The organism is uncultured Methanobrevibacter sp. (assembly GCF_934746965.1).
In the GTDB taxonomy this organism is placed as follows: Archaea; Methanobacteriota; Methanobacteria; order Methanobacteriales; family Methanobacteriaceae; genus Methanocatella.
Genome location: NZ_CAKVFS010000006.1, coordinates 1 through 24,176 on the forward strand (window position 1 = coordinate 1; position 24,176 = coordinate 24,176).

Sequence of the window (24,176 nt, forward strand, 5' to 3'; positions counted from 1 at the left end):
GATCCCAGTAGTGAAGTCCTTTTGTGTTTTGTTTGTGTACTATGGTATTTCTATGGGAATTTCATTTCGCTGCAAGCCTATTATATTATAATTTACTTATTTTAATTATTTTAGTTATTTCTTAATTTTTCATGTGTTTATTTGATGAATTAAGAAATAGTTAAATATTATTTAAAACATAATTAATATTGCTGTATCATTTTATGACTGATGCCTTCGGTCCTTCTATGAGGAAAGTTGATACTGTCTATGATTAGAAGAAACCCAGCATTAGATAGGCTGCCCGTTTCGAGGGTTACTCGAGGAGGGAAGGGTATTCTACCGATGATTCAAGAGAGTTAGTATACGGGCAACAAAATTTTACAACGATTTTTGGAGTTTATTAAGATTTAATATTTATTTTCCTTTGTTTTAGATTAATCTTAATCATCAAATACATTAATTAATTATAGATGAAAGAAAATTCCTTTATGATGAATTAAAAAAGATTCTTTTTTTAATGAAACTATTGATTTGTTTGTTTTTGAAGAGAATAGTTCAAAATTAGTCCCTTCAGATGAAGTATTTATTGGTGCAGTTGAAGAATCTGATATTTACATAGGATTGATAGGTCAACATTATGGTAATATCTATAAAGATGATGTTTCAGCAACTGAATAGGAATATAATGCATATATTTCAAAAAAACATGATGATTATTTCTTTGTTGATATTTTTAAGTTTTTTTTAACTATTCTGAACCAATTCTTTCATGTTTTTTCATATTGTCGCACTTTGGAAAATTTATTAAATTATAAGATTCAAAAATATTATTATTTAATTACAAAAGAATAGGGAGGAATTATTTTGTCTGAAGGAAATGAATTGGATTCAACTTGCGGTATTTCTGATGAAGAGCTAACTGAAAGATTTAAAGAATCTATTAGAATTGATCAAGAGATTTGTAAAGTTAAAGGACTTCCTATTGCAGGCTATGATGATGAAAATAAATGTGCATATCTAGAATATCCTGATGGAAGGAGAGTTTATGTCGAAGAAGAATAAGCTTCCTGAAATCATCATTTTTGCAGGTCCAAACGGCAGTGGGAAAACTACTATAACTCGTATGGCCAGAATTATTGGTGTTTACATTAATGCTGACGATATTAAAAGGTCAAGTTTATGCAGTGATTTGGAAGCTGCTGTGAAGGCTGAAGAGCTTAGGGAAGAAATGATTGAAAATGGTGAAGATTTCACATTTGAAACAGTGCTCTCTACTGATAGGAATCTTAAATTGCTTAAAAAAGCTAAAGAAAATGGATATTTTTTAAGATGCATATATGTTTTAACATCAGATTATAAAATTAATATTGCTCGGTAAGCATGAGGGAATCTATGGGTGGTCATGGTGTTCCCAAAGAAAAAATCAAATCAAGATATTACAAGGCATTGGATTTGATTCCAGAATTAGTTAAAATTTGTGATATTGTCCATATTTATGACAATACTAATGTTCCATTTAGAATTTTCAAGAAAAGAAAGGACATATATTTCCATTGGGGAAACAAATATTGGAGTTATTACGATATTGAAAAACTCACTGGAATTAGTGAATATAGTAATTAAATGCAGTAAATATTTTGTATAGTAGATAATGGCAACAGATTTTATATAATTTTATTTTATTAATTAAATTTTTTTAAGACTTTTTAACTTTTTTTGCTGTCCTTTTTGTGTTTTTTCCACATGGTCACAGTTTCAAAGGTTTTAATTTTGATAAAATCATTTTAATTTATGTATTTCTTTATTGGTTATGAGTTAATTAATAAATATTTTTTTTAATTGCACTTTATTTTTCTTTTAACATAAATTGGATTACTAGATAGATTCCTAAAGCTGCGCTGAATACAAAGCCTATTAATCCCAATATTGAAACATCAAATATTTTAGGCCCTTTGTCTGACATAATAGCTAAGGATGATCCTATAATTAATGCAGATAATATAAGTGAAATTGATAGCTGGTTCATGATTTCGCTGATTGATTCATGTTTAAGTTTTACACTTAAATTACCTTCTTCAAGCTTTAAAAGCATGTTATTTATGGTCATCGGTAAATCTTTAGCTAAGTGTTCCATTTGTAGCATATAATTAGAACTTACTTTTGCTAATCTGTTTGGACTGTATTTTTGGATTATTATTTTTTTAGATAATTTTTTTAGTTCAGTTACAGCATTAAAGTTTGGGTCTAGTTTCATTCCTGTGTCTTCAATCAATGTCATTCCACGTCCAATCATTACAAATTCTTTTGGTAATTGAATGTTATGTTTGATCATTATTTGTAAAAGTTGTTGTATTCCACCATGCATGTCTTTTAAATCAGCACCATAATATTTGTTCATTATGTCATTTACATCGGCTTTTAATTCAGGAGTGTTTTGTGCAGGTGTTAATATGTCCATGTAAATTAGCTGGTTGATAATATTGTCTACATTTCTGCTTAATAGCAATAATATTAACTCTGCAAGTTCTTCTCTAAAATCATCATCTAAAATCCCCATCATTCCTTCATCAATGTAACATAAAACATCATTGTCTATTATCATCATGTTTCCAGGATGAGGATCTGCATGGAAAAATCCATCAATCATAATTTGTTTAAAATAGGATTTTACTCCTCGTTTAGCAATTAATTTTTTATTATATTGTGGGCATTCATGATTCATTATTGTAGCTACTTCTTTTCCTTTTATAAGTTCCATTGTGATGATTTTCTGAGTACAATATTCTGGATATGGTTTAGGTATATGGATGTAATGAATTCCTTTAAAATTATGTGCTAAATTTTTCATATTGATTAATTCTTCAGTATAATCAATTTCTTTAAATATTGAACGTTCAAATTCATTTAAAATCCCTGGAATATTATAAATTTTAGTTTGATGTATGTATTTTCCTATTTTTTCAGATAAAAATTTCATAATTTTTAAATCAGATTCAATAGTTTCACGAACACCTGGTTTTTGAACTTTAATAGCTACTTCTTCATTGTTTTCAAGTAATACTCCTTTATGAACTTGTCCAATTGAAGCAGAACCTAATGGATTTTCATCAATTTCTTTATAAATTTCAGTTATTGGTTTTTTGAGTTCTTTTTCAATAACTTTTTTTATTTCGCTAAATGGTGTGGTGGGAGTATTATCTCTTAAAGATTCTAACTCCTTTGCTATATCTATCCCAATTAAATCTGGTCTTGTACTTAACATTTGACCTAATTTAATATAAGTAGGACCTAATTCTTCTAACACATTTTTTATTCTTTTAGGGATAGATTCATCTGGTAATTCATTATATTTTCCTCTTTTAGTATCTTTTAAAAAAGGAAAGTTCTTAAAAGAAGTGTTTTCTTCAATAAGATAACCAAAATCATTTTTTTTAAGAACTTTATATATTTCTTCTATTCTTTTTATAGAATCATTTTTTGTGTTAGAAATTATTTTCATATTTGTGTAATTGTTAAAACTTCTATTTAAATTAATATCTTAGAATTTTTCTAAAATTCTTGCATATACCTGTTTTAGATTATCATCGGATTTTTCATAGATTCTTTTTAAGATAAGTTCAGGAGTACTTTTTGCAAGGAAATTCATTTTCGGAGTTCTATCAACAATTAAATTATAATTTTCATCTAATCCTTTTGCTTCAATACCATCTACTCTTATATCAGTATAATTCATTAATTCACGAGCCATATGTGTTACAATTATTCCATATGAATTTGATTCTTTAATCATATCTATAAATGTTGAAATGATTTTAACAGCAGCTTCTAATTCTGTTATTCCTTCAAGTTCATCAAGTAATACTAATTTTTCACTGTTTGTTGTAACAATTGGTATAAATACATTTAAAAATGATTCAAAAGCACCAGCATCAAGTGATCGTTTCTTTGAAAAATGATATATTTCATCAAATAATTTGATTTTTGCTTCTTTAGCACTTACTGGGAGCCCCATTTGAGCCATTATTGAAATTTGAGTTAATGTTTCAAGAAGTGTTGTTTTACCTCCACTGTTTGCTCCGGTGAGCAATGCTATATTTTCATCATTTGTAAGTTTATAATTTATTGTTTGCACATTTTCATTATCTTTTTTAAGAGATAATTCTAAGTGCAATGCGTCTTTTAAGTTTATTTCATCGCAAAATGTAGGGGCATTTAAATCATATTCGTATGCAAAACTACCTAATGTAAATTCATAGTCAAATTTAATTACATCTTGAACTTCTTTAATAGCCTGTTCTTTTATAGAATTTAATTCTATAGCTGCACTTTTTTTAACATCAAAAATATCGTTTTCTTTTTTGGAAGATTGTTCTAATTTTATTCTTTCGATTTCATTGTCATCAATTTCAATCGGATACTTTCGAAGGTATGGATCAAAATCAAATCCTGTTTTTTCTTTGAGAATTTTCTTCCTTTCATTTATAATTTCGTCAAATATTTTATTAATCTTTGGAGGTAAGTTCTTATTTAATAAGTTTAAAATTTCATTTCCTTCAAGATCAACATTTTGTATAGCATTTTCTAATTCTTCATCCATATCTTTCTTTAAAGAATTTACTAATTCGTCAATATCTACTTCTCTTTTATCAATAACATTAAGTTCATCTATAATTGGGATAATTTCTCCAAGAATTGTTTTTTTACCTCTAATTTTTTGAATTTCATAAACTCTATTAAATAAATCTTGGTTTTGTGTAAAAAAGTTTATTATCTTTTCAGGAACTATTTCATAGTCATTTTCATCTATGTTTATCATTACTAAATTGGGCATTCCTTCAAAATCCAAAATTGCTTGAGAATATACATAGAAAATAAGATCATAGTTTAACAATTCTTCTTGGAGTAATGGGGAATCATTAGCTGTAATTATTGGATAATATTGGTTTAATCCTAAATCTGTGAGGTAAGAATTATCCTCTTCACGTTCTACTAAAATAACTTTACTACCATCATATTGTGGTTTTGGTTCTTCAACTTCTTTTAAATTTTTCATCAAACCTCTTAATTTAATTATTGGAAGTTGTGAAACTAGCTTTTTAGCATCCATTACAAAATTTATTTGTTTTTCTATTTTTCCCATATCTTTTGAAGGAGAAAGTAATAAGATTCTATTTTTTGAATATGTAGTGTTTGAATAGGCTAATATTTTGTTTATGATATCTTCATAAAGTTCCATAGCTCTATCGCTTTTAATAAATTCATAAGTTGGATTGTTTAATAGTTGATTCATTATTTCAATAGCTTTTCTTTGACTTATTCCATCAATATTTGCTATTTTTTCAATATCTACATTTTCAACTATTTCTTGAAGATTTTCTTGTCCTCCAACACTATTTAATATTTTTTCAGAGATTTTATCTCCAATACCTTTTATGTTTTGCAATGTTAATGTCTCTCCTTGCATTTTAACCAAACCCCTTTTTTTTATACATATTTATTTAAATATATATTCAAAATTTCCAAGAGCATTTGGAAAGTATTTGATTATTATTTGTAAATAGCTTCAGCATATTTTTCTATCATATTCAAATAGTTTTTATCTTTCCAACGTCCATCAATAGCAAAATTAACTAAATCTATTGATTTTAAATAATCAATATCATTTAAAAGAGATACATCCTCACTATTGGAAATTATAAGCTCTTCATTGGATAAACTTTTATGAATTGGATACTTGTTATTTTTATTATCCATTAAAAAAACATTATTTAGATTATTTTTTAGTTTTTTTGTTTCTTTTTTGGTGAATAATCTGTTTCTAGTTTTCATTAATTCTATTGATCCTTGAACAATAATTTCTAATTTGGAATTGTCTCTACAATTGTCCATTATATTTTTCAAATCTTCTTTTTTTAATTCTGGAGATAATGTAAGTATTTTGTAATCTTTTAAACTATTTATTGTTTCATTATTGGTTATGTTCATTGAATAAGACCCATATTCACCTGTAAAATCAGGATTCATTATTTCAATTTCATAATGCAATTTAGTTAGAATTCCCTTTACTTTATTCAATGCTTTTATTAGATTGTCATGTGCAATGTCAGGCCATTTCCAAATTAATTTAAAATCTTTGCCTCTTGACATGTCAATAGCTTTTTGTAAAAAAGTCACCATGTAATTGATGTTATATGTTTCTTTATTTTGGATTATTTCAGGATTTTCAGGAGGTATTTCTAAATAAACTCTATTAACATTATTTATTCTATTTAAATCATCTAAATTATTTGTATAATAAGATAATGAATATTCATCTGTTTTTAAATGTTTGTTTTGATTTTTCTTAAGAGACATTTTTATTTTTTCATGGGAATATATAGAATAAACTTTATTTTCTAATTTTTTGAAAAGATCTCTTCTAATTTTGTTAATTTCACTTAATGGGATGAATAAAGTCCCGTCATAATTAATGTTAATTCCTATGATTTCGTAGGGATATTTATCAACTTTTAATAGTTGTTTTTTTATAGTTTTAGTGTCAACACTTCTTTTAAGAGGTTTTTCAAATGGGACCTTTCCTTTAACTTCACATTCGATTTCCTTTTTATTTGCAAGAGTTAATCTGCCTTTTAAATTAGGATATTTGTTTTTAATAGAAAATGTAAGCAATAATTTAGATTTAATGAAACTTTCACCTTTATTTTCAATCTCTTTAACTTTTGCAGTTAATTGATTTCTTTTAGTGAGGTATACGTTAGATTCATTTAAATTAAAATCATGTTTTTTATTTTGTTTTACTTTTTTAATAATTAGAATTCTATCTTTTCTATTAATATCTTTAATCTCTTTATTTCTACCTTTTTTATAATGTTTTAGTGTTGTTAAAAGAGGATTTTGTGAAATTTCTAAGCCATAGTCATTTTTTCCTTTTATTAATAATAATCCATCACCTTTTTGAGGAATGGTTTTTATATTATCATTTAATTTAATAACTATTTGATTATTTTCGCTATTGTAAACTTCCCCTAATTTTAAACCAATATGTCCTGAACGAATGCTTCTTGATGAGGAATAGTTAAATTGTCCATCACATAATCCTCTATTAAATACAAGGTTTATTTCTTCACTTTTTGTAGTTTTATTACTTTTTAACTTATTTAGGGCTTTTCTATAATTACTTACTACAATAGCTAAGTATTCTTTGTTTCTCATTCGGCCTTCTATTTTAATACAACTTATGTTTAATTCGGCAATTTCTTTTAAATAGTTGTATAAGGATAAATCCTGTGGAGATAAATAATAATCTTCACTGTTCAAGCAAGATATTCTGTATTTTTGGCGACATGGTTGTGCACAGCTTCCACGGTTTCCACTTCTGCCTCCTTTAAAACTACTCATTAAACATTGGCCTGAGTAAGAATAACATAAGGCACCATGGACAAATATTTCAAGTTCCATACTTGTTTTTAGATTTTTAATTTCATCTTTTCTCATCTCACGAGGCAAAACTATTCTTTTTATTCCTTTATTTTCAAGATAGTTTAATTTCAATTGATTTTCCGCAGTTATTTGTGTTGATGCATGAACTTTTAAGTTGGGTAAATATTTATTTATTAATTCAATTAACCCTAAATCTTGAACTAAAACAGCATCCACACCTATTGAATATAATGTAGATAGATAGTTCATAACATCTGGAAGCTCATCTTCTTTAATTAGTGTATTTACAGTCACATAAACTTTAACATTATGTAAGTGGGCAGTGTTTACTGCTTCATTTATTTCATTTAAAGTAAAGTTTTTAGCAAATTTTCGTGCACCATATTTTTTTCCAGATAAATATATGGAACTAGCTCCAGCATTAATAGCTACTTTTAAATGCTCCATAGAACCTACTGGTGCAAGTAATTCAGGAATTTTCATGTTTATCCTCGTGTAATCGGCCTTCAATATAATTTCCTTTATTAATATATGATTGTGAAAAGTCCATTATTTGATATTTGTATTTAGACAATTCTTCATCATCCCTATCTTTTAGAGAATCATTATAAATTGATAATATGTTTGTAGTATATTTTTCATTAGAATATCTGCAATCTAAAATTACACAATCAAGACCTAATTTTTTAATTTCATTCATTTCTTCAATTAAACATAAACAGTCTTTGTTTATAATGTGGCTTTGTTTATTATAATCGAATAATACTTTATATTTGAATTTTTTCCTTTTTTTATCTTCTAAAATTGCATAATCTGAATTATTGTGGATTATAAAGTCTTTACCATCATTTAAATTACTAAAATCATCTTTACTTACAATAACTTCTAAATTCCCGTTTACAATCATTTCTAAATCAATGTCTGCCGTATCATTTTTTGAGATTAACTGTTTGATTTCGTTACCTGAAAGTTCTGAAGATAATATCAATCCATTAAATCCTGCTTCTTTAAGATCTTTAACTGTAAATGAATTCCAAACATTTAAATTATGATTTCCATAAATTGGGCAATTGAATATTTCGCTCATACCTGGGAAATCGCCCATAACTGAAATGATTATTCCTTTTGATTCAAGTTCTTTAACTATTTCATTACATTTGACAGCTTCTTTTTCACTAATAAATGATGACAATACCCAAACAATTTCAGTATCTGGCGCCATGAGTGTTGCTTCTTCTAAAAGTTTTGGAATATTTTCAAAATAATCTTTTGGATTATTGTATAAACAATTTCCATCGAAATAAACTCGTTTAAGGTCAAATCCTGAAACTACTTTCAACTGGTCTAAATTATCAATAAATAAAGATATTTTAGGGGTTTTCTTTTCAGTAGTATTATTGAAAGATTCATAATCTTCATAAAATTTATTTAATTTCTTTCTTGTAGCTTTCACTGATTTTTTAGTAGGTGTATAATGATTTAATAATAATTCCTGTGCTTGACTTAAAACTTCTCTTCTAATCTGATTAAGCTCACTAATTGGAATAAATAGATTGTCTGGCATATTATGAAATTTAATTTCGTTAATGAAAAATGGAGTGCCTCCAGTTTTTGACAATTGTTTTTTAATTTTTTCTTTTGTAATTGGTTTATTTTTAGCTTTTTCAAATTTGCCAATAGATTTATGTCTAAAATTAATTAATTCATCATCTAAATAATATTCAACATTAACAAATCCAGTTAAATCTTCATTCCAACTTAAAGTTAATGAAAGAGGGACATGGTTTTTAATAACTTCTTTCTGGAATTTTTTAAGGTTTTCATGAATTGATTTAGAAAAACTAATAAATACCTGAGTTCCTTCTTTAACTAAACGGGTAGTATTAATTACAATTTCATTTTCATTTTGTTTAACAATATCTTCTAAATATATTCCTTTAATTTTACCATTGTATTTAAAAGCTATTCCGTCACCTTTTTCTAATGTAATGTAATTTTCTTCGTTTTTAATTTCAATTGTAACTTCAGTTCCATCTATTTTTACAATATCTCCAATGTACAAACCTTCATGACCAGAACTGCCTCTTCCCATTACTTCACCAGGTTTATCTCCCATTACATATCCGTTTGTAAATTTTCTGTTAAATACTAAGTGTAGATTTTTACCATAATCTCCTGTGTTTCCATCTAAAATGTTTCTGTAGCTATCTACAATTGTTCCAATATAATCTCCAGATTTCATACGTCCTTCTAGTTTTAAAGAAGTTACTCCAGCATTTGAAATAGCATCTAAATTAGAGTAGGTAGCTAAATCATGTGTTGATAAGAGATAACCATTTCCAATATTATATCCTCTGTATTTTAAACGGTATTCTCTTCTACATGGTTGTGCACATGCGCCTCTGTTTCCACTACGACCACTATTGTATGAGGACATGTAACAATTTCCTGAAACACAATAACATAATGCTCCATGTCCAAATACTTCAATTTCCATGTTGATATTATCTTTTTTCAATTGTTCATGTGTTTTAGATATTTCTTTAACATTAATTTCACGTGGAAGAACAACTCTTTTAATATTATTTTTAGCAGCCCATTTAATGGAACTATAATTGCTTAATGCCATTTGAGTTGATCCGTGAACTTCTAAATCTGGAATTAATGTTTTTAAAAGCCAACAAATTCCAAAGTCCTGAACAATAACTGCATCTATACCTATTTGATATAATTTGAATAGATAATTTATCACATCAGATATTTCGAAATTGTTTATTAATGTATTTACAGTAACATGGACTTTAACTCCATTTAAATGAGCGTATTCAACAGCTTTTTCTATTTCTTCTAATGAAAAGTTTTTAGCAAATGCTCTTGCACCATATTGTTGTCCAGCTATATAAACAGCATCTGCACCTGCATTAACTGCAATTACAAGCACATCATAAGATCCAGCTGGAGCTAATAATTCTGATAAAACCATTTTTTTATTACACCCTAAAGATTTAATCATTTAAAATTATGTTTTTTGTTGTATAAATAAATTTTAAAATAATGTGGTTGCTGTTTTATTAGAGTTGTAACTTATTTGTCATTGATATTTATTATTTTCTTTTATAGTTTTCTTTTAAAATTAAAAGTAAACTAGAAATAGATATTACTTCAAAAAATACAAAGAAACCTTGGCAAGATACAGTATAAAACTTCATTGAATTATCAATTATCATCCATGAACAAAACCAGGCAATAGCTATGATTTGAACTATAAATGTTCCCAAAGTTAAGAATTGGAGTCCTAATAAAAGATTAAATTTTCTATCTTTTAATTTATTTTTTATTTGATGTATAAACATTGTAATAAATCCTATGGCTGATAATGCCACTAATAAATAGGAAATAACTTGATATATTGCAATATTTAGTTTTTCTAATCCAATAACTAATTCATTTTTAGGTTTATTAATATCGTCATTTAGTGTAGATGATACAACTTTAGTATCTTTGTTGTTTATTATTTGAGAAGAATCATGAATAGGTTCGTCATAAATTTCAATCGTGTTATAAAACATGCAAGTTTTAAATCCAGAGATGATGTAGGGGATCATTTCATTGATTTCAGTTGAATTTTTTCCATTTGCAGAGCTAGTTATGAAAATTTTTGAAGATTTATTCAATTTTCCATTTTCAAAAGCATCATTTAATTCACTGTTTACCTTTGAAAAAAAGTTGTCTGCTGTTTTTTCATTATCAAATAATCCAACATCTTGAAGGGATTCTCTTAAACTCCATGCAACTAAATCGCCTTCAATTGGTGTTTTATACATGTCACCAGATGCCCAACTAGAATGGGTCCAATTATTTAGTAAATCAGGTCTGCTTTGTAGTGTGGGTGATGCATGATATGCTTTTTCAATTGTTGTTGGAGGAACCCAAATTTTTGTTGTTTTATTTGGATCATCAATTTTAAGAAGATTTTCCCAAAATTCACCTATTTCTCCACCATTTCTAGTATTTATTTCACTTATTCCAAAATAGTGGTTATTAGTTTCCTCATATCCTACTGTAAGAGCTCCAAAAATAACTATTGGGATTAAACAAAGGATTATACTTTTTATTAATTCTTTTTTCATGTTTAAATTATCTAAAATTTTAAAAGTTAAAATGCTTAAAATACTTATTAAAAATATTGGTAGCAGTAGGATACCATCTTCTTTAATATAAAAATTAAAAGTTAAAATTAATCCAAGAATTATTGCCCAAAATAATGTTTGTTTAGTTTCTATTTTATATAATAATTGATTTAAGAATATAAATAGTGTTGCTAAAAATATTATTGTGAAAGGAGTTATTATTGCATTTCTATAAATTCTACCACCGCAATCAGAATCAAAACCAACAGGTAAAAATAAAATAAATAAAAACACAAGAAGAAGTGCTAATTTATTTTTAGTTAGAAATTTGTAACATCCATATGTTATTAACAGTCCAGAGGTTATCCAAATTAATGACATCCATAATCTGTATGGTATGCCTGAAATATTTACAAAAAATAAAAACAAAGGATAAGACATGGTTTTTACTAATGAATAAATTGTCCAATGTGTGAAATGGTAAGAAAGATTGGAATAATTTAACATTAATAAGTCATCAACTGGTGAATTAATAAAAAACCAAATTGGGGTATTAATTTGGAGATATATTCTAAATAATGAACCTAAAAAGAGCACTAAAATAAATAATATTTTAGAATTGAGTTTTATATTAATTTCAGCATTTTTTTTAAACATATAATTATTTAATAAAATCATATTTTTTATAATTTGGGTTTTTTATAGGTTATTTTTATGTGAAATATGTGTTTTATGGGATAGTTTTTCTTGCTTTTTGTTTAATGGGTTTGTGTAAAATTTCACATGATTATTTATTTGTCTAGTTTTACAATTGGTAGTATAATGGTTAATATTTTGTTTATTTCTTTATTTTTCTGTTGATTTGTTTATAGTATTTTTATATATTGTTCATGTTTTTCAATATTTCTCGTTGTATGGATGTTGTATGGGTTTCTTGCTAAATAAACAATGGGTTAATTTTCTGTAGGATATTTAATAATTTTTTGTATTTTTGTATTTCACGATATACATTATGTTCTAAGACTGAAACATTGAGTATTGCATCATGATGTTATCTAGTGTTTAATTCAGTGTTTTGTCTATTTAAATTTTATTTGTTTTATATTATTGTGCATTTTTTAGGGTCTTGTAAGTTCTACAAACTGAACAAGTGGGATTAATACATGAAAGCAGATTATTTTTATGATTGTTTGTCATTTGTATTTTTCAATTTTTAATAGTTTATTTGGTTTTTTGAAATAATTTTTTTTTAGAATTCATTTTTTCTTCAGAGAACTCACAAAAATTAAGTTGTATAAAGTTTATAATTATATATTTGTTTGATTTAAGAGTATAAATAATGTATTTTCTCATTTATTAAAGTATTTTGCTATTTTTAAACTCTTAAAATTTAAATTAAATAATGTTTAGAAGAATTTTACTGAATTGAATTTTCAATTGTAAAAAAATTAAAAATCAAATTATTCTATAAAATTTTACAGTCTTGATTAATGAAAAAAAATAGTTAAAGTTTAATATACTTTAATTCAAATTAAAAATTATGTATATTGTTTTTGAAGGAATTGATGGTGCAGGTAAATCAACTCAAATTAATTTGTTAAAATATTGGTTAACAGAAAATGGTTTTGATGTTGAAAAAGTGGTGGAACCAACAGATTCAGAAGTTGGGAAGTTAATTAGGGAAATGTTACAAAGAAGTGATGCAACAACGGATAAAGTTCAAAAAGCATTGGGATTATTATTTGCTGCAGATAGGATGCTTATTATGGATAAACTTAATGATGATTCTAAGGTTATTTTAAGTGATCGTTCTTTTATTTCTAGTTTGGCTTATCAAAAACCTGTAGAATGGATTAAACAAATTAATAAATATGCAAAAGAACCTGATTTGGTTTTACTTTTGGATATGGATGTTAAAACTTCTGTAAATCGTTGTTCTAAAGATGATGTATTTGAAAATGAAGAATTTTTAAAGGAGGTAAGAACTAATTATCTGGAGCTTGTTGGCGATTTTAATCATGCAGTAATTGATGCAACAAATGGATTAAATAAAGTATCAATTGATATTAAAAAAGCTGTAGCTCCTTATATGGGTATATGTCCTGATTGTATTAGGTGAAAATATGTCTGATGTATTAAACAAGGCAATAAGTGTGATGAATGGATTGGAAGGTGTTTTAGATGTAAAACAACTTTCTAATGATGATGTTTTGCAGATAATTAATAGGGAATCAAAACGTTCTAAAGAATTAGTTCCGGTTTTTAATGAAGGTGTACAGGAATGTTTTAAAAGAGATTTTTGTTTTGTAATTTTTAAAAAGGGATGTTTTAGGATTCCGCCAACACCTACAGTTTTATTAACTTTTGATGGTGAAATTTTAGGTCATGATATATTCACTGTTGAAGATAAAGAGAAATATAAAAATGATGAAGATGTCATGTTTTTAAGTGATGATTTTATAATTTTTAAAGATGTATTACATAATTATAACTTGGAAAAAGGTAATGAATATTTTGTTTTACCACCAGTGCCATTTCCAGAACTGGATGCTTTTGATTTAAATGATGTTGTTTCATCAAGTCCATCAACAAGTTCTGATGAATATTTAAAAAATAAATATAATTATGGTGATGATTCTTCAATAGCTACAATTATTGTTTCATTTAATATTTAAATATTAAAATATTCATTTCTAGCATTTACAAGTTCTTTAACATTAGCTAGTGGCGTATTTGGAGCTAATCCACAACTTGGAGCTATAATATCGATATCTTCATCTAATACTTTTTTAACTTCTTGATTTATGTCTTGTGGAGTTCCACTTAATAATGTTTTTGATGTTGAAATATTTCCTATAATGACGCAGTTATTTTCTATACTTTTTTTAGCTTCAGGAATATCTACTGCTTCTTCTACACTTATACCATCAAAACCAACAGATGCCATGTCACTTATTATTGGTTGTGTGGAACCACAAATATGCAGTACTTTTGGCGTGTCAATAGCATCTGCAATATCTTCTAAATTAGGTTTAATTAGAGATTTAAATTGTAGGGGGTCAATTAATTCTGGTGAAGCAGTAGGTTCATTTACACAGATAATATCAGCTTCATGTTCTTGAATTGCTTCAATATAATCAATACTTGCATCAAGACAATTTTCCATAGCTATTTCTATTTCATCAGGATCAGTTTTCATATATCTCACAACATTCTCAATTCCAAGTAAATGACCAGTTAATGTAAATGGTCCAGTAATTCCAACAATTATTGGGAGATTATCATATTTTTCTTTTAAAATATCAATAGCTTCAAGTACTACTGGAATACGTCCATTTTCTAAAAAATCCTCTGGTGCTTCAATGTCATCTGCTACTTCAAAAGGACTTCCAGTTACTTCTGGTGTTCTTTCATTATTTCCAAGATTTACTTGAGCGCCCATTGATTGTGCTTCTACTGTAAGTCCAAAAGGTATTCTTGCACATTCAAGACCAGCTAATTCATGAAGTGAACTTCCTAATGTGGCCATTTGTTTTGGATTTTCATGTGCTTTCGGCCATGAAGTATTTGTCTTATTCATAGCTTCAATAATTCCAGCTTGTGTTACACTTATAACAGGTTTAATTTCAACATTTTCACCTAAAAGAGCATTTTCAAGATTTTCTTTTAAATTCATATTATCACCATTTCTTTGTAAAATTTTTCATATTTAAATGCATTTTCTTTACAATTTTGAACACATCTCAAACAACCAAGTCCTGAACATAAATCAGTTCTTAACTTAAATTCCTTTTTCTCAAGAGACAATGCATTTTCTGGGCAATTATTCACACAGGCCATACAATAAATGCACTTGTTAAAATTAGTTGTTAATGTATTTTGAATATCAATTGTTTTTAAATTATTTTTTCCTAAATCTCCTATATCTTGTTGATGTAATTTTGTTATTTCAGGTTGTGTCTTAATATTTGGAACTTCTTGAATATCATATTTTTGTAACCATTGATTATACATCCAAAAAGGCATTCCTTGATCGTAAATAGCTAGTTCTAATGAGTATATTTTCTCAAATATCTTAGAAGTTGCAAGCATTACATGATTATTTTCAAGTTTATCAGCTAATTTCTGCAAAGTATTTAATAATTCTGGATTTAATACAATATCTTTAGCCATAGCTAGTGAAGTATTTCCAATTTGATAAACATGACTAGGACAAGGTGGAATTTGACCTATATTTAATGATTTTTCAGCATCAACATAAAATCCAGAAGCACCAGCCATATATACATTTTCTATCTCGTCTATAAGAATATCTGCACTTTCCGAAAGTGTTAATTGTCCTGCTCTAAAAGCACCTAATGCTTTCCCGATATTTGAAATGTCATCTTGGTTTAAATAGACATCATCTTGTAAATAGATGGTATTTTTAATTTTACCATCTTTAATAAGTTCATCTTCTAAACCTAAACTAAATGCAGCTATTACTCCGGTTCCAGTAATTCCATTTGCTTTAATATCTGATTTTTCAATGATTTCTCCATTATCGGGGTTTATTAAATCTCCGTTTGTGATTATTAATTTATCATTAAGAACTTTCATCCTCCAGTATGTTTCTTCTTTGTTAATATCACAGATTGCTCCAGGAGAAGCTAATTTGCCTTTTTTAATATTCTGTCCTTCAATAGCAGGTCCTGCAGCCGCTGATGCTGTGTAAATTTCTTCATCTATAATCAATGCCATTTCTGCATTTGTTCCAAAGTCTATTATAATGGAATATTCCTTTTTTTCCAATGCTTTAGATTTATAAAGCATAGCCAATGCGTCTGCTCCGATTTCATGTTTAATAGCTGGGGGAATGTAAACTTTGGCATTTTTGTTAATATTTAATCCTAATATTTTTGGATTTAATATTTTAGATTTTCTAGATGGGGGAATTATGTTTTTTTCTTTTAAAGCATTGTCTCCCCAAAAAGCTAAGTCTCTTATTTCAATATTATTAAATAATGATAATTGTATAGGATTTCCACAAACTGATAATCTTTCTACTTCATTTAAATTTATATCTAAATTATCTATAATCTTATTTATTGTTGATATAAGAATATGATGAGCAGTTTCACGACTAATATTCAATGCAAAATGAAGATGATCAACTACATTGGCTCCTGGCAAAGGATGTCTTAATGTTATAGCTGTAGATATTGTTTCTTTGGTGGTTAAATCATAACTTTGGGCTCTGATTCCACTAGTTCCAATATCTATAGCTATTGCATAATGATTTACCATATTATCTAATTTGAATACTCTGGCACAAATTCTCCAACGATTTCACTATATTCTTTTCTTAAATCTTCCCATGTTTTATGGTTTTTTAATATTGCATCTGCTAGTTTTGGAGTGTGGTAAGCTTCTACTCCGTATACTGTCATAGGCATACTTTCAACATAATCTTTTCTTACAGCTCCACCACCACATCCTATTGCTGGTACTTCTAATCCTTCTTTTTCAAGGGCATCTACAACTTTTGGAAATGCTGTCATTGTAGTGGTCATAAGAGCGGTACCAGTCATAAATAATGGGTGATATTTTTTAACTGCTTCGACGACTTTATCTGCAGGCACATCTCTTCCTAAATCAATAGCTTCATATCCTGCAGCTCTTAAAAACATTAAGATTAAGTTTTTACCTATGTCATGAGGGTCACCTTCAGCAACAAAACAGACAACCGTTCCTTTTGTTTCACTTTTGTGTCCAAGAACTTTCTCACATTCTTTTACACTTTCCATCATTGCATCTCCAGCAAGCATTAAATCTGGTAGGAAATAAACTCCATTTGTATAAAGTAAACTCACTGCATCAATACCTTTCATAAGTCCTTTGTTTATAATATCTAAAGGAGATATTCCTTGGTTTAATGATTCTTTAACATCATTTAGAACTTTTCCTTTATCTTCATAAAGCACTCCTAAAGCTATAGATTTAAATGGTTCTTCAGTTGGTAAATTTTCTTTAACTTCAGGATATTCTTCAGGTTTTATAGCAGCACCTTCAATAACTATATTGTATCGTATAGCTATGTTCTGTTGATTTATTTTATCTTCTAAATCTTTGTAAGTCATTTTAATCCCTTCTTATTATAATTCATAATTTTTAGGATCAAAGTCCTCTACCTTACGACCATATCTTTTTGATGATTGTTTGATGAATTTAGATGAATCGTCTCCTAATTTGTTATATATTTTCATAGCACCATCAAGACTATCTTGTTCAAATCTGGTTAATTGTATTTTTTTATCTTCAACTGCTTCAGTTATGATTTTACCTGCTTCAAGAGCTCCAGCTATACTTCTTTGGTAAGGATCATCACTATATTCTACAATAGCTTCACCAATTCTATATGCATTATCATATGCGAGGATTAATGCCTGAGGGTCCCGATATTTATCTGCTAAAGTATATAAATCTCTTAATGTTTTTTCATTTTCAGTTTCAATAGCAGTATTCATTAAAGCAGCTTCAAATCCTGTTGCCTGCAACCAAACCTCTGGAGTAGTTCCTCCCATTTCCTCTCGGTGGTATACAGATTCATTACTCCAACAATCAGTTATTCCTGCAATTAAATTTCCCATTAAATCAGAATGAGCACAAACAGCATTTTTTCCTTCTGTTGCAATTGGGACTCCACTAATAGCTTTTACAATAGGATTTTCATAACCACAATCTTTAAGAGGTCCTTTTGCACCACATTCCACAGCAACTAAACTATTTCCAGCACCGATAGCTCTGGCTATTGCTGCTAATGTATGTGAACAATCTTTATCTAATAATCCTCCAGCTAAAAACATTGCTGTATTTGATTGGGAACAGTTTGTGTCTCCTCCTGGGATTACATTATGTTTATTACAGATGTTTACTATTTCATTCCACATAAATTCCATATCAATACTACCTAAGACACCAATTCCAAATAGTAATGCTCTTGGGTCTCCTCTTGAAATACCGTAGTCTGAAACAGATTTTCCACCAGTAGTTTCAATACAGATTATGGAAGCTCCATTTTCACAACATTCTTCGATACTTTCCATAATCTGTTGATATTGGAGTGAACTTCTGTAGTCTTGCTCTTTTGATTCATCTCTAATATCTGCAGGAGTAGCTTTAAGTGCAGTTTTAATTCCATATTCATCTTGAAATTTTTCAAGAATTTCAACTTGTGCTTGAGTACATGCTCCTGCCCAGTCTGGATGTGCTGTTTGTTGAGCAATATGTTCTTGTTCTAAAATAAAGGAGGGTAATCCAATATTCACTGCCCTTTGACAAGCACTTATTGCAATATTTCTACATTCTGATACCATGCTTTCTTTTGAATTTTCAGTCCCTTCTTTTGGAGCAACTTTAATTATTGGATTAACATAACCTGCTCCTATTTTTAGTCCTTTTTTAGTTTTAACAGGATATTTTGAAAATCCAAATACCATTTCATCAGGATTTTCATACTCCATTTTAGTATACCTTTTCATAGTATCACCTCAAATGGTTAATAATAATCATTAAAAGTATATAAATTAATTGTCTTGATTTTTTATTTTTATTTTGTATATGGATTTAATTTTAAGAAATATATTAAATAATTACTTTAAATCGAATATATTTTCTTTTTAATTAATTTTTACTAAAAATAGTTTATAAAATAATTTTATTTTAATTTTAAATGAAAAATAAGTGTTTTATCAATTTCTTGGTTTTGTTGATGGTTTTTAAAATAAAATTTTATTTAAATTTTATTAATTTAAATTTAATTAGGAGGTAAAATTTACTCTTTACCTTCTAATTGGTTTAATCTTTTTTCAATAGCTTCATATAAAAAAGCTTTAGTTTTTTCAAGTTCTTCATAAGCTCCGATGAGTTTAGGTCCAAATTCTGTATGTTCTAATTTTATATCAAATTTTTCAATAGCATGAGCAAGCATTTGTTCCCCTACACCATTTGGTAAACCCATTTCAAATTCTTGTTTTTCTTCCATTATTTATTCCTCCATGTATTCTCTTACAGGAGCAAAATGTTCAATTAAGAAATCTTTAATCCCATTTTTTAAGTCCATTGGATGTAAATCTCCATTTGAGAAATCAGTGATTAATTGATCATGAGTAAGTTCAATGTCTCCTCCGAACTTTTCAGGTCTTTTAATAAGTAAAGTTTTCTGATTTGGGTATACAAATGTTTCTGCTATTTCAATCATTGGATTGCCTTCAACTTCACCTTGTGGGCAGTAGCTTTTCTTGATTTTTTGAGTAATTTCTTCTACTGAATCATCAACAGCTATGAAATTTCCTTTACTTGAAGACATTTTTGCATCGCCATCAAGACCATGTAATAATGGAGTATGAATACAAACTGGAACTTTTTCTCCAATTTTTTCTAAGTTTTCACGAGCAAGCATTTGAATTTTTCTTTGTTCCATTCCACCAAGAGCAATATCAACATCTAATGCAGCCATATCAACAGTTTGCATAATTGGATAAATTACACTAGCTACTTTTGGATTATCGTCATGACGACTTACTTGATCCATACTTCTCCTAGCTCTTTTTAAAGTAGTCATAGTTGCTAATTTGTAAACTTTAGATGTGTAATCTTCACTTAATTGGAAGCTTGAACCAAATACAAATTCAGTAGTTTCATCTAAACCTAAAGCTTTGAAGCATTTCATATTGTACTGTGCAGTTTCAGCAATTTCTTCAACAGTTCCTTTACCATTTAAAAAAGCATGGTAGTCTGCGAGAAGTATTTTAATTTTAAAACCTAATTTCTGTAATGTTTTAAGTTTTTGCACGGTTACTGCATGACCTAAATGGATTTTACCAGAAGGTTCATATCCAGTATAAGCTATAGGTTGTTCTTTTTTAAGAACTTCTTTTAATTCTTCAGTATCTATAACTTCCAATGTTCCTTCTTCAATTAATTGAATTTTTTCTTCAATGCTCATGTTAATCACTTAAGTAAATACATATAATTGTTAATTTTAATAAGTTTAATTTCGTCACCAATATTTGAATCTTTAAATTCATCTTGCATATCTAAATCGACAGCAGAATAATCTGCAGGATCTAAAATTTGGATGTTAGTTGGTGATTTTGAAATGATTGTTGTTGTTTCAATTTCATCTGATTTTTTAAGAAGTGTTATGTCCTCACTTTCTTTTAAAGGTATTGTATGTCTTTTATGGTCTTTAATATTTATTCCAACAACTCTATTTTTATCAATATCTTTTACTTGCAGTATTTTATCATCATATTTGATAAAATCATCTATTTCAAATTCAGGAATCCTAATTGAAATCCATATTCTATAAAGACCTTTTCCAGTAGATTTATCTTCACTGATAAGTCTTGGAGATTCTTTAATAATTCCTCCAAATTCTTCTTTTAAGCTATCAGCTACTTTTCTTCCAGATTTTAAAGAGCCTATATAATAATCATATCCTTCTTTTAATTTAGCTATTTGAGGACAATAAGCTAATTTATCTGTTTTACTTTGTTTATTCAAAGTTCTTTTTACAACTTCATCAGCTTTAGCATATTCCTCAGATTTTATTTCTCTATTGTCAGCTCTAAATTGAACAACAGATTCATAATATCCTGCTTGAAGTTTACTGCATGTTGGACAAACTGTTTTCATTATTCTTACAGAAGTATCATGAGTTTCATCAAGTTGGGTTCCATAAACTTCTCCAAGAACTTCTACATAACAGTTAGCTATTGTTCCTTTTACTTGATCAATTTCAAGGTTTATGATTTCATTTTCAACAAGATCATTGATTTCGATGTTTCGTTCTAAAGCACGATAAATTATTTCATCTTCTGGTAAAAAAGAGTCTGTCCATTTTCCTTCTTCAATTCTACTATTACAATGGCTACAAATTTCTACTTTAATATTCTCTGGAATGTTCACCATTTGGAAATCTTTTAAAAAACAGTCAATACAAATATCTCCAACCATTTTTTTATCTGTACTTCCACATTCTACACAAAACATAAAAATCATCAAAAAAATAAGTTAATAGGATTTATAATGGTTTTAATGGAGCTTTAGCACCACATGCTGCACATTTTAATATGAAAATCCTATCTTCTCTAATAATTTTGGTATCTGGCCTATTACATTCGTGGCAAATAACATATTTTTCCACATAATCTTCTAATCTTTCGTTAATTAAGTAATGTGTAAATTTACCTTGTAAAATAGCTCTTGAACCTTCTAAGTTACCTGCAGTACCTAATTCTCTTAATAAAAATTTTAATACATGTTGTGGGTCTCTGTTTAAGTCTTCAGCAACATCTTTAAAGTTTTTTATAAAAGTTCTGTTACCTTGTATATCTGAATAAGCTTTAGGAATTTTAAATCTTTTGTGTTCAAATACTTCAGGAGGTAATTGGTCTATTGCTCTATTTAATAATTTCTCATATTCTTCCATATTATCACTCCGTAAAATTAGTATAAATATAATATATTAATTTTGATTTTAATCATTTATTAAGTTATCTTATTTGATAAAAAAATAAAGAAGTAGGTTATGCTTTTTTAAGATAACCATTTGTTGGTTCGTAGATTACTCCTTTGTGTTTTAAGTTTCTAATCATTTCCTCTACTTTTTCTTCACTAATATCATATTTGTCACTCATATTAGATATTAAAACATTTATTGGAGCTTGTCCAGCATATTCTTCTTCAAGTAATTCAATTTCAGAAGTGATTCTTTGTAATTTGTCCCTATCTGATTTTGGTGTTCTTCCTTCTACTTTGTCAATATCTATTTCTCCAGTTTCAGGATCTACACCGACTTCTTTAAGACAAGCTAATTGTAATCTTACAGCTTTTTGAGCATCTTCTTTATCTACAGTATCTTTAAGTCTTATTTTTGCACTAGCTTCAGCTAAACGGATAATTGCTTCTAATTGCCTTGCAGTAATTGGAACTGGTGATTCTTCATCTCCAGAACTGTTTCTTGTACTTACATAAAACTCTTTTAAAACCATATTTGCTTCATCAGTAAGTTTTGGATTTACATTTTTACGAGCATATGCAATATATTTTCTAAGTAATTCAGGTTCGATTTCATAATTCACAGTATTTTCTTGGTGTATTTGAAGAATATGCTGTGCGAGTTCTGAATCTCCTTTTATACTTGGTTTATCTTCCACAACAAATATTAAATCGAAACGAGATAAGATTGGGGAAGGTAAATCAATTTGTTCTGCAAGTATTTTGAATCTGTCAAATCTTCCAAATTTGGGGTTTGCAGCTGCAAGAACTGAACATCTTGAATTTAATGTAGCCATGATTCCGGCTTTAGCAATACTTACAGTTTGTTGTTCTAATGCTTCGTGAAGTGCTGAACGATCTTCTGATCTCATTTTATCCAATTCGTCAACACAAACATTTCCTTGATCTCCAAGTACTAATGCACCTGCTTCAAGGGACCATCCACCTAATTCATCTCTAACTGCTGCTGCAGTTAACCCTGCTCCAGTAGTACCTTTACCACTTGTATAAATACTTCTTGGAGCTAATTTTGAAACATATTTAAGCATTTGGGATTTACCGATACCAGGATCCCCTACGATTAAAATATGGATATCTCCTCTTAATCTAGTTTCATCTTCAAGCTCTTTTGCAGCACCTCCAAATAATTGTAGAGCAATAGCTTCTTTCACATCTCTATATCCTCTAATTGAAGGAGCTGTTGATTTGATGATTTTCTCATAAATATTTGGGTCTTTAGAAAGTTCTATGATTTTGGCTTCATCTTCTTCAGTAAGTTGCAATTCTTCAAATTCTTGTTCTAATGGTTCAATATGATTCACATAAATATAATTTTTAAATTTACCACTGCGTTCTTCTCTAAATGTTTTTAAAGTTCCAGTAATCCTTACTTTATCTCCAGGATTTAATTGATCTACTAAATCATCTTCTAAAACCATTAACATTTGTTTAGGTTCAGTTCCTCCAGATAAATTTTCTAAAGGTTCTTGCATTCTTGCAGTTTGGGTGTCTACATATTTTGATTCTTCTTGCAATAATCTAAATGATCTTCCGCCACATTCACTACATAAAGAAGGTTCTATAATTCTGCTATCGGAACGTTGCTCGACTTCATGTAATCTCATACAACCTCTACACTCAAAGACACCAGTTTCAATTCTAGGTCTTATTTCATCTGTTTTTCTTACAATCCCATCTGCAGCGACAAATGTTCCAATATATTTACTTAAAAGTGTTTTTAATGGGATTACATTAGAAAGGTTTTCAAAACGTATGTTAAGATCAGCATCTTTTACTAATGGGTCAATATTTTTTATTGCACTTTTTGATGCTTCAATAACTTCTTCAGGTTTTTCAATTAATAAATCTGCTAAATCTGGATCAAACATTTCTAAATCATTGTAATCTACAGTAAGTGATCGTTCATCAGGGTATTTTTCAAGGATTTCAAACACATCATCTTTATATGATGTGGAGAAAAATTCCTCAAATTTTGCAACAGATGTTCGTGATTTTGTACTAGCATTCATCAAAATATTATTAATGTTTCATACCTTAAAAAAATATTGTATTGTCCATTTG

Annotated in this window: 20 protein-coding genes; 6 read left to right on the forward strand and 14 right to left on the reverse strand. The window is 28.0% G+C overall.

Annotation, left to right across the window (positions count from 1 at the left end; genetic code table 11):
* Positions 1–513: 513 nt before the first annotated feature.
* The 4 genes from Q0984_RS05760 (at position 514) to Q0984_RS05775 (ending at position 1,605) form a co-directional block, all read left to right on the forward strand.
* Positions 514–660, forward strand: coding sequence for a DUF4062 domain-containing protein (locus Q0984_RS05760; RefSeq protein WP_365907117.1), 147 nt, complete (start codon positions 514–516; stop codon positions 658–660).
* A gap of 186 nt (positions 661–846) precedes the next feature.
* Positions 847–1,044: a hypothetical protein gene (locus tag Q0984_RS05765; protein WP_299524932.1), complete on the forward strand. Its 198-nt coding sequence runs from the start codon at positions 847–849 to the stop codon at positions 1,042–1,044.
* Entirely contained in the window at positions 1,028–1,360 is a 333-nt protein-coding gene (locus Q0984_RS05770; RefSeq protein ID WP_299524935.1) for a zeta toxin family protein, read from the forward strand. Before Q0984_RS05765 ends, Q0984_RS05770 begins: the two co-directional genes overlap by 17 nt.
* Before the next feature lie 2 nt (positions 1,361–1,362).
* Positions 1,363–1,605 carry a hypothetical protein gene (locus Q0984_RS05775; protein ID WP_299524938.1) on the forward strand — a complete coding sequence of 81 codons (243 nt, stop codon included), beginning with the start codon at positions 1,363–1,365 and terminating at the stop codon, positions 1,603–1,605.
* 223 nt (positions 1,606–1,828) lie between these two features.
* On the opposite strand, the gene Q0984_RS05780 is transcribed toward Q0984_RS05775, so the two are convergent.
* From Q0984_RS05780 to Q0984_RS05800, 5 genes are all read right to left on the reverse strand, one after another.
* Positions 1,829–3,481, reverse strand: coding sequence for an AarF/ABC1/UbiB kinase family protein (locus tag Q0984_RS05780; protein ID WP_299524941.1), 1,653 nt, complete (start codon positions 3,479–3,481; stop codon positions 1,829–1,831).
* 39 nt (positions 3,482–3,520) lie between these two features.
* A complete protein-coding gene (locus Q0984_RS05785) occupies positions 3,521–5,446 on the reverse strand; it encodes a helix-hairpin-helix domain-containing protein (RefSeq protein WP_299524944.1) in 1,926 nt (641 codons plus the stop codon).
* Between the two features lie 83 nt (positions 5,447–5,529).
* Positions 5,530–7,905 carry a U32 family peptidase gene (locus tag Q0984_RS05790; protein WP_299524947.1) on the reverse strand — a complete coding sequence of 792 codons (2,376 nt, stop codon included), beginning with the start codon at positions 7,903–7,905 and terminating at the stop codon, positions 5,530–5,532.
* Entirely contained in the window at positions 7,892–10,405 is a 2,514-nt protein-coding gene (locus Q0984_RS05795) for a U32 family peptidase (RefSeq protein ID WP_299524950.1), read from the reverse strand. The genes Q0984_RS05790 and Q0984_RS05795 overlap by 14 nt, the downstream gene beginning before the upstream one ends.
* Before the next feature lie 121 nt (positions 10,406–10,526).
* Positions 10,527–12,059, reverse strand: coding sequence for a hypothetical protein (locus tag Q0984_RS05800; protein ID WP_299524953.1), 1,533 nt, complete (start codon positions 12,057–12,059; stop codon positions 10,527–10,529).
* Positions 12,060–13,092: 1,033 nt separating this feature from the next.
* Between Q0984_RS05800 and tmk the strand changes: the two genes are divergently transcribed.
* Positions 13,093–13,671 (forward strand): dTMP kinase, encoded by a 579-nt coding sequence (gene tmk, locus Q0984_RS05805; RefSeq protein WP_299524956.1) that lies wholly within the window; start codon positions 13,093–13,095, stop codon positions 13,669–13,671.
* 4 nt (positions 13,672–13,675) lie between these two features.
* The gene (locus Q0984_RS05810) at positions 13,676–14,227 is read left to right on the forward strand and encodes a hypothetical protein (protein WP_299524959.1); all 552 of its coding nucleotides are present in this window, start codon (positions 13,676–13,678) and stop codon (positions 14,225–14,227) included.
* On the opposite strand, the gene mtaA is transcribed toward Q0984_RS05810, so the two are convergent.
* The 9 genes from mtaA to Q0984_RS05855 all read right to left on the reverse strand — a co-directional run bounded on the left by mtaA (position 14,224) and on the right by Q0984_RS05855 (position 24,124).
* Positions 14,224–15,228, reverse strand: coding sequence for a methylcobamide:CoM methyltransferase MtaA (gene mtaA / locus Q0984_RS05815; RefSeq protein ID WP_299524962.1), 1,005 nt, complete (start codon positions 15,226–15,228; stop codon positions 14,224–14,226). The two genes, Q0984_RS05810 and mtaA, sit on opposite strands and share 4 nt — an antisense overlap.
* Positions 15,225–16,838, reverse strand: a complete 1,614-nt coding sequence (locus Q0984_RS05820; RefSeq protein ID WP_299524965.1) for a methylamine methyltransferase corrinoid protein reductive activase — start codon at positions 16,836–16,838, stop codon at positions 15,225–15,227. Before Q0984_RS05820 ends, mtaA begins: the two co-directional genes overlap by 4 nt.
* A gap of 5 nt (positions 16,839–16,843) precedes the next feature.
* Positions 16,844–17,671, reverse strand: coding sequence for a methanol--corrinoid protein MtaC (gene mtaC, locus Q0984_RS05825; RefSeq protein ID WP_299524968.1), 828 nt, complete (start codon positions 17,669–17,671; stop codon positions 16,844–16,846).
* Between the two features lie 15 nt (positions 17,672–17,686).
* Positions 17,687–19,072, reverse strand: coding sequence for a methanol--corrinoid protein co-methyltransferase MtaB (mtaB, locus tag Q0984_RS05830; RefSeq protein ID WP_299524971.1), 1,386 nt, complete (start codon positions 19,070–19,072; stop codon positions 17,687–17,689).
* A 293-nt stretch (positions 19,073–19,365) separates the two neighbouring features.
* Entirely contained in the window at positions 19,366–19,575 is a 210-nt protein-coding gene (locus tag Q0984_RS05835; RefSeq protein ID WP_299524974.1) for a hypothetical protein, read from the reverse strand.
* A gap of 3 nt (positions 19,576–19,578) precedes the next feature.
* The gene (locus Q0984_RS05840; protein WP_299524977.1) at positions 19,579–20,538 is read right to left on the reverse strand and encodes a tyrosine--tRNA ligase; all 960 of its coding nucleotides are present in this window, start codon (positions 20,536–20,538) and stop codon (positions 19,579–19,581) included.
* A gap of 5 nt (positions 20,539–20,543) precedes the next feature.
* On the reverse strand, positions 20,544–21,596 hold the full coding sequence (locus tag Q0984_RS05845; protein WP_299524980.1) for a 60S ribosomal export protein NMD3: 1,053 nt from the start codon (positions 21,594–21,596) through the stop codon (positions 20,544–20,546).
* 22 nt (positions 21,597–21,618) lie between these two features.
* Positions 21,619–22,026, reverse strand: a complete 408-nt coding sequence (locus Q0984_RS05850; RefSeq protein WP_299524983.1) for a translation initiation factor IF-2 subunit beta — start codon at positions 22,024–22,026, stop codon at positions 21,619–21,621.
* A gap of 97 nt (positions 22,027–22,123) precedes the next feature.
* Positions 22,124–24,124: a minichromosome maintenance protein MCM gene (locus Q0984_RS05855; protein ID WP_299524986.1), complete on the reverse strand. Its 2,001-nt coding sequence runs from the start codon at positions 24,122–24,124 to the stop codon at positions 22,124–22,126.
* Positions 24,125–24,176: the final 52 nt, after the last annotated feature.